At 40.9% G+C, this 12,228-nt stretch carries 15 protein-coding genes; 7 read left to right on the plus strand and 8 right to left on the minus strand.

Features of this window, described 5'->3' with window-relative positions; translation table 11 throughout:
• Positions 1 to 19: 19 nt before the first annotated feature.
• On the minus strand, positions 20 to 550 hold the full coding sequence (locus AC106S_RS15060; protein WP_482440250.1) for a GNAT family N-acetyltransferase: 531 nt from the start codon (positions 548 to 550) through the stop codon (positions 20 to 22).
• A 144-nt stretch (positions 551 to 694) separates the two neighbouring features.
• Between AC106S_RS15060 and mutS the strand changes: the two genes are divergently transcribed.
• Complete coding sequence (mutS, locus tag AC106S_RS15065; RefSeq protein ID WP_482440251.1) at positions 695 to 3,283, plus strand: DNA mismatch repair protein MutS; 2,589 nt, start codon at positions 695 to 697, stop codon at positions 3,281 to 3,283.
• 36 nt (positions 3,284 to 3,319) lie between these two features.
• Here mutS and AC106S_RS15070 read toward each other — a convergent pair whose 3' ends face one another.
• Positions 3,320 to 3,475: a bacteriocin-like protein gene (locus AC106S_RS15070; RefSeq protein WP_482440252.1), complete on the minus strand. Its 156-nt coding sequence runs from the start codon at positions 3,473 to 3,475 to the stop codon at positions 3,320 to 3,322.
• Positions 3,476 to 3,676: 201 nt separating this feature from the next.
• Here AC106S_RS15070 and AC106S_RS15075 point away from each other — a divergent pair, with 201 nt between their 5' ends.
• Both AC106S_RS15075 and AC106S_RS15080 read left to right on the plus strand, forming a co-directional pair.
• A complete protein-coding gene (locus AC106S_RS15075; RefSeq protein WP_482440253.1) occupies positions 3,677 to 4,165 on the plus strand; it encodes a TlpA family protein disulfide reductase in 489 nt (162 codons plus the stop codon).
• An 8-nt stretch (positions 4,166 to 4,173) separates the two neighbouring features.
• A complete protein-coding gene (locus tag AC106S_RS15080) occupies positions 4,174 to 4,833 on the plus strand; it encodes a thioredoxin family protein (RefSeq protein ID WP_482440254.1) in 660 nt (219 codons plus the stop codon).
• A 65-nt stretch (positions 4,834 to 4,898) separates the two neighbouring features.
• Here AC106S_RS15080 and AC106S_RS15085 read toward each other — a convergent pair whose 3' ends face one another.
• Positions 4,899 to 5,057 carry a hypothetical protein gene (locus AC106S_RS15085; protein WP_482440255.1) on the minus strand — a complete coding sequence of 53 codons (159 nt, stop codon included), beginning with the start codon at positions 5,055 to 5,057 and terminating at the stop codon, positions 4,899 to 4,901.
• Between the two features lie 383 nt (positions 5,058 to 5,440).
• On the opposite strand from AC106S_RS15085, the gene AC106S_RS15090 reads away from it, so the two are divergent.
• A complete protein-coding gene (locus AC106S_RS15090) occupies positions 5,441 to 5,839 on the plus strand; it encodes a ribosomal maturation YjgA family protein (protein ID WP_482440256.1) in 399 nt (132 codons plus the stop codon).
• A 98-nt stretch (positions 5,840 to 5,937) separates the two neighbouring features.
• On the opposite strand, the gene AC106S_RS15095 is transcribed toward AC106S_RS15090, so the two are convergent.
• The 5 genes from AC106S_RS15095 to AC106S_RS15115 are packed head-to-tail and all read right to left on the minus strand — an operon-like array spanning position 5,938 to position 9,536.
• Positions 5,938 to 6,381 carry an energy transducer TonB gene (locus AC106S_RS15095; protein ID WP_482440258.1) on the minus strand — a complete coding sequence of 148 codons (444 nt, stop codon included), beginning with the start codon at positions 6,379 to 6,381 and terminating at the stop codon, positions 5,938 to 5,940.
• Positions 6,362 to 7,276: a YARHG domain-containing protein gene (locus AC106S_RS15100; protein WP_482440259.1), complete on the minus strand. Its 915-nt coding sequence runs from the start codon at positions 7,274 to 7,276 to the stop codon at positions 6,362 to 6,364. Before AC106S_RS15100 ends, AC106S_RS15095 begins: the two co-directional genes overlap by 20 nt.
• A complete protein-coding gene (locus AC106S_RS15105) occupies positions 7,273 to 7,911 on the minus strand; it encodes a DUF2306 domain-containing protein (protein WP_482440260.1) in 639 nt (212 codons plus the stop codon). The genes AC106S_RS15100 and AC106S_RS15105 overlap by 4 nt, the downstream gene beginning before the upstream one ends.
• Positions 7,912 to 7,917: 6 nt before the next feature.
• Positions 7,918 to 8,331 (minus strand): energy transducer TonB, encoded by a 414-nt coding sequence (locus AC106S_RS15110; protein WP_482440261.1) that lies wholly within the window; start codon positions 8,329 to 8,331, stop codon positions 7,918 to 7,920.
• Between the two features lie 2 nt (positions 8,332 to 8,333).
• Positions 8,334 to 9,536 (minus strand): BaiN/RdsA family NAD(P)/FAD-dependent oxidoreductase, encoded by a 1,203-nt coding sequence (locus AC106S_RS15115; protein WP_482440262.1) that lies wholly within the window; start codon positions 9,534 to 9,536, stop codon positions 8,334 to 8,336.
• Positions 9,537 to 9,649: 113 nt separating this feature from the next.
• Here AC106S_RS15115 and AC106S_RS15120 point away from each other — a divergent pair, with 113 nt between their 5' ends.
• The 3 genes from AC106S_RS15120 to AC106S_RS15130 all read left to right on the plus strand — a co-directional run bounded on the left by AC106S_RS15120 (position 9,650) and on the right by AC106S_RS15130 (position 12,191).
• The gene (locus AC106S_RS15120; protein WP_482440263.1) at positions 9,650 to 10,144 is read left to right on the plus strand and encodes an acyl-CoA thioesterase; all 495 of its coding nucleotides are present in this window, start codon (positions 9,650 to 9,652) and stop codon (positions 10,142 to 10,144) included.
• 85 nt (positions 10,145 to 10,229) lie between these two features.
• The gene (gene thiL / locus AC106S_RS15125; protein ID WP_482440264.1) at positions 10,230 to 11,294 is read left to right on the plus strand and encodes a thiamine-phosphate kinase; all 1,065 of its coding nucleotides are present in this window, start codon (positions 10,230 to 10,232) and stop codon (positions 11,292 to 11,294) included.
• A 78-nt stretch (positions 11,295 to 11,372) separates the two neighbouring features.
• Positions 11,373 to 12,191 (plus strand): AraC family transcriptional regulator, encoded by an 819-nt coding sequence (locus AC106S_RS15130; RefSeq protein WP_482440266.1) that lies wholly within the window; start codon positions 11,373 to 11,375, stop codon positions 12,189 to 12,191.
• The last annotated feature ends 37 nt before the right edge of the window (positions 12,192 to 12,228 follow it).

The raw sequence follows: 12,228 nt of genomic DNA on the forward strand, positions 1-12,228 counted from the left end.
CTTCAGGCATCCTGCTTCCTTACTCATTAATCAGTCCGAATATTTTTGCATCTACAAATTTTCCTTTTTCGAAGAAAAAATCGTGGAGAAGGCCTTCCTCTTTAAAATTCAGGGAGGTTAATAATTTTTCAGAAGCAATATTGGCTGGATCGATGAAAGCATCTACGCGGTGAAGCTGCATGGTTTCAAACCCGAAAGTCAGGATAGGAAGAATGGCTTCCTTCATATATGAATTTCTCCAGAATCCGGGATTCAGCTCATATCCGATCTCAGCTTTGAAGTGTTCCTTATACCAGTTGTGATAGCCGCAGGTTCCTATGACTTTTTTTTCAGATTTCAGTTCCAGTGCCCAGCGGAATCCTTTTCCTTTTTCAAATTCACTGTTAAAATGAATGATGATATTCCGGGCATCTTCCAGGGTTTTAAAAGGTGGCAGATCATAATATTCCATCACTTCATCAAGCGAAAAATACTCAAACAGGTCTTCCGTATCATGAAGATTGAGCTGTCTCAGGATAAGTCTCTCAGTTTCTAATACCGGGTAGGTCATAGGATTTATTTTACTGAAAAATACGATAAATATTTTGTTTTGAAGGACATCGGAGCGAAACAATATCTCCGGATGGCGATTAATTTCCATGCAAATTGTAAGGCGTGAATTTATTTTTGTTTAAATTTGGGCTCATTTTTTATTATGGCAAAAACGAAGAAGGAAACCCCGCTAATGACGCAGTACAATACCATCAAGGCAAAATACCCTGATGCGCTTCTGCTGTTCAGGGTAGGGGACTTTTATGAAACTTTCGGGCAGGATGCCGTGAAAACTTCTCAGATCCTGGGCATTGTTCTTACCAAAAGAGCCAATGGGGAAGGCAGCATAGAGCTGGCGGGGTTTCCGCATCATTCGGTAGATTCCTATCTTCCGAAGCTGGTAAGAGCCGGAATGAGGGTTGCAATCTGTGATCAGCTGGAAGACCCGAAAATGGTGAAAGGGATTGTGAAAAGGGGAGTTACGGAACTGGTTACACCGGGAGTTACCTTTAATGATCAGGTACTGAACTCAAAAAAGAACAACTTCCTTCTTGCCCTGCATAAAGAAAAAGAAAAATATGGAATTGCTTTGGTGGACGTTTCTACCGGAGAGTTCCTGGTAAGTGAAGGGAATCTGGATAAGCTTCTGCATATCGTCAATACTTTTGATCCCAGTGAGATCATTTACCAGAGAAGCGTTCAGATGCCTGAACAGCTGAAAAATAAAAGCGCTTTTAAACTTGAAGACTGGGCTTTCCAGTATAATTTTGCCTACGAAAAGCTTACTTCTCATTTTAAGACGAATTCCTTAAAAGGATTTGGTATAGAGAATCTTCCGCTGGCTATTACCGCAGCAGGGGCTATTTTTGCATACCTGGTGGAAGATACCCACCATAATCTGCTTGCCCATATCACAAAACTGCAGACCATTCCGCAGGAAGATTACCTGATGATGGATAATTTTACCCTGAGAAACCTGGAAATCGTTTATCCAAGCAATCCACAGGGCAAATCCCTACTGGATATCATTGATAAAACATCTACTCCAATGGGAGGAAGACTGTTGAGAAGAAGAATTATCCTTCCTTTAAAATCGGTGGAGGAGATTATGAGAAGGCTTTCCCTGATCGACTTTTTAAATGAAAACGACAGTCTTAAATATGAAATCTGTCAGCTGCTGAAGTCTATTTCAGATCTTGACCGTCTGATGGGAAAACTGGCTGCTGAGAAAATATCTCCTAAAGAACTGGGATATCTTCGCCAGAGTTTGATTAATATTCATACAATAAAAGGGCTTCTTCATCCACATGCGGATGTACTGGCATGGCTTGAACCGCTGTTTGATCTGGAAGAACTGATTAAACTTTTACAGAGCCGTCTCAACGAAGAGCTTCCTGTAAACCTGGCCAAAGGAAATATCATTAAAGAAGGGGTTTCCGAAGAACTTGACCGTTTGAGAGGCCTTCAGAGCAAAGGAAGAGGTTTTCTGGACGAAATGTGCCAGAGAGAGATCGAAAGGACGGGTATTTCGAGCCTGAAAATTGATTTCAACAATGTTTTCGGGTATTTTATTGAGGTAAGAAATACCCACAAAGATAAAGTTCCCGGCGAATGGGTGAGAAAACAGACCCTTGTGAACGCGGAACGCTACATTACCGAAGAGCTGAAAGAATATGAAAACCAGATCCTCGGCGCGGAAGAAAAAATAGGAGTTCTTGAAAACGAACTGTACAGAACCGTATGTTCGGAAACCATGATCTATATCGATCAGATTCAGGGAAATTCCAATATTATTGCCCAGCTTGATGTGGCTGCGGGTCTTTCTGAGCTTGCTGTTTCCGAAAGCTATACCAAACCCGTTCTGAATGACGGTTATGCCATCGATCTTAAAGAAGCAAGACACCCGATCATAGAAAATGCCCTTCCTTTAGGGGAAAAATATATTCCGAACGACATCTTTTTAGATAAAGACTCGCAGCAGATCATTATGGTAACCGGACCGAACATGGCCGGTAAATCCGCGATCCTCCGGCAGACAGCCATTGTATGTCTTCTGGCACAGATCGGAAGCTTTGTACCTGCCAAACATGCCGAAATCGGAATGCTGGATAAGATCTTTACCAGAGTAGGGGCCACCGATAACATTTCTGCCGGGGAATCTACATTCATGGTAGAAATGAATGAAGCAGCCAATATCCTGAACAATATTTCCGAAAGAAGTCTTATCCTTCTGGATGAGATTGGTAGGGGAACTTCTACCTACGACGGGGTTTCTATTGCATGGGCTATCGCAGAATACCTTCATCAGCATCCAACGCAGGCCAAGACCCTGTTTGCCACACACTATCACGAACTGAATGAAATGACGGTCAATTTCGACCGCGTTAAAAATTTCCACGTTTCTATCCAGGAAAATAAAGGAAATATCATCTTTCTAAGAAAACTGATCCCCGGAGGAAGTGAACACAGCTTTGGTATCCACGTGGCAAAACTGGCCGGGATGCCTGCAAAGGTGGTCAACAGAGCCAACGAGATTCTGAAAACCCTTGAAGCAAGCCGTACCCAGGGCGGAAATTCTTCTGAAACGATCAAACGGGTAACCGAAGAAAATATGCAGCTCTCTTTCTTCCAGCTGGATGATCCGGTGCTGGAAAATATCAGGGAAGAGCTTACCAAAATAGACATCAATACCCTTACACCTATTGAAGCTTTAATGAAGCTGAATGCGATAAAGAAAATGATTGGAGGATAGTCCAATCATTTTTTATTTCTGTCAGATAGAAAAGGATCAGCAGCAGTACCCGTCCTTACCTTTTGGTCCGATAATCAGGAAATGGCTTACCCCACGCAGTTTACAAAGTCCTTCTGCACAGTTTCCAGCTCCTCCGTTGATCTCTTTCAGCTCATTCCTGGTGAGCTTCTTTTTTTGAATGTCTGTTTTCATATTATATGGATTGGTTTGTATAATTCAAAACGCTGTGAGTAAAATATTATTGTGTAAGAAATAAAGATAAAATGGCGTTATAAGGATTAATACCCTCAATTTTTCAAGAAAAAAAGAATAAATGCGCTTTTCGGAGAAGTTTTAAAGCTAAAATTTTACAGATTTAGTTCAGGTCAATGAATTAATTTATTATTTTTGAATATGAAGAACTGGATAACAACAGTATTTATCTTTCTCAGTTTCACGGTGTTTAAAGCCCAGCAATCTGATCTGAAAGTAATGAAATACGAAGACCTGGAAACACGTATTCAGCAGGAAAACGATAAGCTGCTGGTGGTTAACTTCTGGTCTACCACCTGTGCTCCCTGTGTTAAAGAGCTTCCTCATTTTATGGAAGTCAATAACAAAAACTCTGGCAATCCGAATTTTAAAATGATCCTGGTATCTCTGGACAGGCTGGCGGATAAGCAAAGAGTAATGAAATTCATGAAAAATAAAAACCTGACCGCTGAGGTGATCCTGCTGGACGATATTAAAAGAATGAATACCTGGATTCCCCGGTTTGAAAAAAACTGGGACGGAAATATTCCGGTAACCCTGTTCTATAAAAACGGAGAGAAAGTATATTTCAATGACGGAGAAATGAGCAGGGAAGAACTGGAAAAAACAGTTAACGATAATTTACAATAAGATAAAGTATGAAAAACCTGAAAATTTTAATAACAGCATGTATTGCCGGACTTGGGCTGCTGAGCTTCACCGCAGTAACGCATGATCATAATAATCCTGTTGAAATCAGAACGTCTGCCGCAATAAAAGGATATGAAGTTGGAGACGAGGCCACAGACTTTAAACTGAAAAATGTTGACGGGAAAATGGTTTCCCTGAGCGACTTTAAAGAAGCTAAAGGTTTCATCGTTATTTTTACCTGTAATCACTGTCCGTATGCTAAAAAATATGAGGACCGGATCATTGAACTTGATCAGAAATTTAAAAACCAGGGATACCCGGTTATCGCGATCAATCCCAACGATCCCAATGTACAGCCGGAAGACGGCTATAAAGAAATGATTGCCCGTGCTAAACAAAAAGGATTTACTTTCCCTTATCTGGTGGATGAAGGACAAAAAATCTATCCGCAGTATGGAGCAACCAAGACCCCGCATGTTTTTGTGCTGAAGAAAGAAGGAGAGAAAAATATTGTGAAATATATTGGTGCCATTGACAATAATTACGATAATCCGGATGATGTTTCAGAATACTATGTGCAGGATGCTGTGACTACGCTGCTGAAAGAGGGAACTGTAAAAACGCAGAAAACAGTGGCTATTGGCTGTACCATAAAAGTAAAGAAATAAAAACTTTCCATAAAAAATCAACCGGCATTACATAAGCCGGTTGATTTTTTTTAATGATTTTTTTGTTATTCAGGGCTTGAACAGCAGGACCCGTTGGAATATACGGTTCCCGGGTAGGGCCTTCCGTTGGGAAAATAGCATGTTCCCGGACGGCACAGAGGAGCTCCGCCGTTAATTTCTTTCAAAGCCTTTCTGGCTAAAGTCTGTTGTTTTAATGCTTTCATGAGATAAAACTTTTATGATTGGTAACATAAAGGTACTGCTTTTTTGTGAAAAGCAGGTGGGAAAATAACTTTAAAATAGTTTTATGTGGTTTGTTGTCAGTTTGTTACGTTGTTTTGTGCTCTGTTGGTTCAGGCTCAGTTCGGGATAGGAATTTTTTCATTGATACAGCCTTGAAGAGGAAAGTTATGAAAGCCCTCCGGTAATAAGTGTTCATCTTTTAAGATAATCTCATATCTTACAGTGACTTTCAGCCTTTTTCCATCATTCCTGCCCGGGAAGCAGGTTATTTAGCAAAAAAGCCTTATTGTTGATTTGCTTTTTATATTTTTACCGGAAATATCCGGAGAGATTAAAAACTAAACATAACCAATCTTTACCCCAAATGAAATTAAAATTCAGTCTGAAATACTTTCTCCTGACCGTGTTTATTTTTTTGACCGAAGTTCTTATCGCGACCAAACTGGCGGGTATATTCTTCGTAAGAGCCTATCTGGGAGATGTTATTGTGGTTATGCTCCTGTATACGCTGGTGAAAAGCTTTATCAGGATAAATAATGAAAGACTGATCCTGGGAATTCTTATATTTTCTTTTCTGGTAGAGTTTGCCCAGTATTTTAAAATTGCAGAAAAATTAGGCTTCCGTCCTGGAAGCCTGATGTATATTGTTATCGGAAATTCATTTTCATGGATTGATATATTGTGCTATGCGGCAGGATGCCTGATTCTGTATCTATTGGTGAAGTTTAAGCCTCAAAAAACAGATGAGGTTAACCCGGTATAGATTGGGCTGATTCCCAGGCAGGAAGGATCAACGTTTTCCGGCCGGGAGCATATGAAATGTCCGCGACAAGGTGTAACTTCTATCCTCTCTTCCCCCCTCTATTCAAGAACAAAAACAAGAGGCTGTCTCATTCTGGCCTTCACTTTTACTCCGTCTTTCTCTGCGGGAACCCACCGGGTGGTTACCATTTTCAGGGCTCTCAGGAATTCATCTTTTACGAGCTCATTTTCAGAAGATTCTATGACGAAACTGCTCATGCTGCCATCCGGTTCTACGGTAAAGACCGCAATGACTCTTGCGGTTCTTATATCCTGTCTGGCAGGAATGGCGGTACGGAAATTTTTCATGATCTGCTGGGCAAAAACTCTGTGTCCGCCGGGAAACTCCGGGTTTTTAAAGTTGGCGAGCGTGTCAGCAGATGCTTTAGGTAACGGTTCAGCCGGAGGTGGAGTTATCTGGGCAGAAGCTGAAACAGCCCAGAACATCACCATAAAAATCAGGTACTTTTTCATCGGGGTAACATTATCTTCCAAAACTGTCATATTTATCTTCAGCATATTTAATAAACCGGTTAAGCAGCGCCACATTTTCTTTTTCCATAGGGGAAAGATCTTTATCTACATTATTGGAAACGGGAATATACCAGTCCGTCTGTTCAAAAAAGTATCTGTAAGTCTCTTTTTTGAAGGAGTAGCCGTGTCTTGCAAAAACAGAATTTTTAATGATCTCAAGATCCAGTTTACGCAGGTTTTTAAGGTCTTTTTCCGTCAGTTTCTGCTTTGAAGCATTCAGCTTGAATACCGCGTCGGAAGCCACCCGGTTTTTGGAAGTGGTGTAGCTTTCCGTTTTACCGTCACTGTCCGTATATTTTTCTACAAAATCCTTAGGATTGCTCCAGTCTACAAGCTCAGAATCCGGATTAAGCATAAAATTCGGGTTGTAAACAAACTCCTTTCGGGTCAATTTTATTGTTTTCAGGGGAGCTTTTACCGCCTTTGTATTAAAAGCATTCCATTTTCCGGTCATGCTGTCGCCTTGCAGCTTTACTTCGAATCTGCCGTCTGTTTTATCGTTTCCGGGTTCATCCAGAACGAAAGACTTTGACGTTTCGTTGAAAATACCTCTTACCGGACGCTGGTTTCCGTTCACGATGCTCTGTCCGTATACACTGTCTGCTGTAATCCTGTTGATTTTCAGAGAGATTCTTTTGTAAACGGTTCCGTCAAACTCAGACCCGTCTTCATCAGTCATTTTTTCCATTCCGGCAAATTCCCCGGTATAGATTCCGTAATATTCTTTGTGAACTTCCGGGATAACAGCGGAGTCTTTTTTCGCCACCACGGAATCCTGTGTCTTTCCGGTGGTTTTGGCTTCTTTTTTACAGCTTGACATCGTAACCGCCAGCAAAGAGGCAAGGGTGTAATGTGAGATTTTCATATATGTTTTTTTGAGATTAAGTATTCAATTAAAAGGATATTGGGAACCCAGCCGAGCCATGCAATAATCTGGTAAACATCCATTGGGTCCGGGTGGAATAAATATACGATAATAACCTTCCACATCCGCAAAGTAACAGCAGATAAAGTAAGGGCGAAACTCCGCCACATCCAGTGTTTATGTTCCGTAAAACGTTTCCTTCTTGCCAGCTGGTAGGCTTTGAAAGTGGTAACCCACCACAGTATTCCGAGTATGACGAATGAAATTTTCGATAAAATGCCGCCATTTGCAAAGATTCCCATATAAATTCCGGAAGGAGCCGCACAGATCAGGATCAGGAAAATATAAATTTTTCCGGTGGTACGGTGAAATTGGTTGATCCCGAAGTTCTTTCTGAGAATAGCCAGAAACCCGGAAAGCAGTACAAAAATACTGGTGTAGACGTGGGTATAGAAAAACCAGAGGTATTCCGGTCTCTCGTGAACTTCAGTCTGCTTGATCATTAAAAAGCTGACATTAGGGTCCAGAGGAATATATTCTAATGTGATCTTCAGCATCAGCCAAAAGAAATATCCGAATCCAATGATAAGAAGGATTTTAAAAAGGGCAGATGTATTTCTTTTAACAGATAGCATTGTTCGTTATTCAAATTCTAAGGTAACAGGAAAACTATAATAGCTGCGGACTATAATTCCACGGGACTCTGCGGGTTTCCATCTGGTTTTTAGTGATTTTATGGCTCTTTCTATTTCTCTGTTAAGATCGGGATGATCCCCGGTTACTACTATATTTTCTATTTTACCTTTGATATTAACTATAAATTTTGCTTTCGAAACAAGTATGCCTTTTATAGGTCTTATTCTGTTCGTTTTTATTTTATCTGCGACATCTTTACGAAGCGCCATCATTCCCCCGGGATATTCTGCGGGCTTATCATCTTTTGAGAAAAGCGTTTCTTCAGGTTGATCCTGTGTCGGTATGGTTTCAGTTTCTTTTACCTGAGTAAACGCGAAGCTAGATCCGATCAGAAACAGCAATAATGATAATTTTTTCATCGTTATAAAGTATTTAAATCCTGAGCAATCAGCCATCCTTCACTCCAGCAGGCCTGAAAATTAAATCCTCCGGTCACCGCATCAATGTTCAGCACTTCACCGGCAATATAAAAGTTCGGAAGCAGTTTTGAGGTCATGTTTTTAAAGTTAATCTCTTTTAAATCAACGCCCCCGGCGGTTACAAATTCATCTTTAAAAGTTGATTTTCCGGTCACCTGAAATTTCTTTTTACAGAGATTTTCCAGTATTTTCTGCATTTCCTTTCCTGAAATATTAGCCACCTGTTTGTTGAGGTCTATTTTGGAAATATCCAGGATTTTTTGCCAGAATCTGTTGGTAATATCAAAGATTTTAGCTTGTCCGATAGATTTTTTAGGATTATTCTGCTTAAAGCGCTGAAAAATTTCTTCAGCATCATCGATGGCTATGGAAATAAAATTAACCTCAATCTCAAAGTTATACTTCAATTTTGCAAGACTAATGGCTTCCCATGCGGAAATCTTCAGAACTGCAGGTCCGGAAAGTCCCCAATGGGTAATCAGCAATGGCCCGCTTTCATCTGTTTTCAGTTGGGGGATCGATATACCGGCATTTTCAAAACTGGTTCCCGGAAGATCTTTTAAAAGTTCATCTTTAATATTAAACGTAAAAAGAGAAGGAACAAGATCTACGATTTTATGGCCCAGATTTTCAACGATTTTCAACGATTTTGGGGAGCTTCCGGTGGTATAAACCACATAATCCGCTTCAAAATCACCGGAATTGGTTTTGATCAGATACTGCTCATCCTGTTTCTCAATTTCCCTGACCGTGCATTTGGTTTTTACTTCAATATTTTTCTTCTGAACTTCATTCAGGAACGTGTTGATGATAGTCTGGGAAGAATTGCTTTCAGGAAAAGTTCTGTTGTCGTTTTCAATTTTCAGCGGAACATTGCGCTGATCGAACCACTCCATCGTGTCTCCGGGCTGAAACTTAGTGAAAACACTTAAAAGTTCTTTATGACCTCTGGGATAAAACCGAACCAGTTCCCGGGGATCGAAGCAGGCGTGCGTAACGTTACATCTCCCGCCGCCGGAGATCTTTACCTTCTGCAGAACATCCGAATTCTGTTCCAGAATGGTGATATGATATTTTTTTCCGTCAAGATTCGATGCACAGAAAAATCCTGCTGCACCGCCTCCGATAATAATGATCTTTTTCATGTATAGGTAATCTTATGCTGAAGATTATTTTTCCAAAAGTACAATTTTTATAAACCATCTTATTTGAGTATTTTTGAAGATTATAATTTAATCATACTAAAAACGACTTTTACATGATTTTTTACCATACATTCGAAGTACGCTGGAGTGATCTTGATGCCAACAAGCACCTGGCCAATTCATCATACGTTCAGTACTGTGCCCAGGCCAGAATGGCTTTTATGACCAAAGAAAAAATGGGAGTTACCCAGCTAAGCAGGTGGGGAATAGGGCCTGTGATCCTGCATGAAAGGTATTCTTTCTTTAAAGAAATCTATGCTGACCAGACGGTTATTGTAAGTGTGGAAATTGACGGATGTTCCGACGATTCCGCGATCTACCGCTTCCTTCACAAGTTCTATACTCCGGATGGGGTACACTGTGCCACCGCTGAAGCAACAGGGGTGTGGATCGATATGATGCTGAGAAAAATGACCACACCGCCGGATGATGTGGTAGAAGCCATGAATAAATATAAAAGCCCGGAAACAGTGGTGCTGAGTAAAGAAGATTTCAAAAAGTTACCTTTCCACCCACATAATATCGATCCGGCAGAATTTACTAAATAATTCAAAGTTCAGAATTCGTGGTTTTAATGCTTCTGAACAGATCAGCCATTATTCCATTTTACACTGAACATTAATACAAGAAAATATGTTTGAAGATAAATCACAGGAACTGACCCCGATCTCAAAACTGGGAGAATTCGGTCTTATTAAGCACCTGACTGAGCATTTTCCGCTTACCCAGACCTCTTCGGAACTAGGGGTAGGAGATGATGCTGCCGTTATTAATCCTGAAAATAAAAGAGTAGTCCTTACCACAGATGTTCTGGCAGAAGGAGTGCATTTTAATCTGGGCTATGTGCCGTTAAAACATTTAGGATACAAAGCGGTGGTGGTAAACCTCAGCGATATTGCTGCAATGAATGCTGCTCCTACGCAGATTCTGGTTTCCCTTGCTGTTTCAAGCCGGTTCCCGGTAGAAGCTCTGGAAGAGATCTATTCAGGGATTCAGGCAGCCTGTGCGAGATACAACGTAGATCTGATAGGAGGAGATACCACAAGCTCCAATTCCGGGCTGGTGATGAGCATTACTGCTGTGGGCATTGAAAACGAAGAGCATATTGTAAAAAGAAGCGGTGCGAAACCTAACGATCTTCTCGTGGTTACCGGAGACCTGGGCGGAGCTTATATGGGGCTTCAGATCCTCGAAAGAGAGCATGCGGTTTATCTTGCCAACCCGGATATGCAGCCGGAAATGGAAGGCTATGATTATATCCTGGAAAGACAGCTGAAGCCGGAAGCAAGAACAGACGTTAAACAGATTCTGGAAGAGCTGGACATAAAACCGACTTCTATGATCGATATTTCCGATGGTCTGGCTTCTGAGATCCTTCACCTTTCCGATCAGTCAAAAGTAGGCTTCAGGCTGTATGAAGAGAAAATTCCTCTGGACAGTCTTACCATTTCTACGGCGGATGAAATGAATTTAAACCCTGTAATGACCGCCTTGAGCGGTGGTGAAGATTACGAACTGCTGTTCACGATTTCACCCAATGATTTTGATAAGATTAAAAACCACCCGGACTTTACGATTATCGGTCATGCCGTGGAAAAAGAGGACGGAAACTTTATGGTCGCAAGAGGATCCAATCAGCTGGTGGCACTTACGGCCCAGGGCTGGGATGCTTTTTTAGGCAGCCGGCAGAACCCATAAAATTATATTTAATTTGAATATTGTAGAAAACCGCAGCACTTTTTTTGCTGTGGTTTTTGTTTAGGAAGAGTTACATCTATGAATTTACCAGACAAAAATATCCCTGTCCATCATCTGACTTTCGAGGAATTTCAGTTCAGTACCCTGGAAACGGGACACCCGGAGAACTTCAATGATGTTCACCGGCACAATTTCTTTGAAATCATCTGGTTTGGTAAGGTTCATGAAAACAGTTTTCTGGAACTGGATTTTGAAAAATATGTTCTTCATCACGGTCAGGTGTGTATTATTGCTCCCGGTCAGGTATTCAATATGAAGCTGAAAGGTGAGAAAGGTTATGTTCTTGCTGTTTCGAGGGAAATATTCAAAGAAGCCTGTGCCATTGAATCCATACTTACCGGTGGAAGCGTTCCTTTTTCTCTGGATATTCAGAGTGAAAAGGCATGCAGCAGCATTATCTCACTCATAGAACAGGAATATGGCGGGGATTCGCGCATTGACCTGCTTAAAACTTATCTGAAGGCATTCTGTATTATTATTTCGGAACAGATCAGCCTGCAGGATTCTTCAGTAAAAGATAAACAGCGTATTCAGGAACTGGTCAGTCTGATAGAGGAACACTATATGGCTCATAAAGATACCCGTTTTTATGCGGATCAATTAAAAATCAGCCCTCATCATCTTAATGATATTGTACGGCTTTCAAGAGGAACAACGGTAAAGAAGATGATCGGCCAGCGGATTCTGCTTGAGGCTAAAAGAGAACTTAGTTTTGGGGCTTTAACCGTTAAAGAAATTGCTTTTAAACTGGGTTTCAGTGATGCGTCTTATTTTTCCCGCTTTTTTAAAAAACATACGGGACAGAATCCGGATGGATTTAAACAGGAAGGCACCTGATCCTCAGAATGTTTCTTTTATTTTAACTTAAAGCAGG

Source organism: Chryseobacterium sp. FR054, from assembly GCF_056844565.1.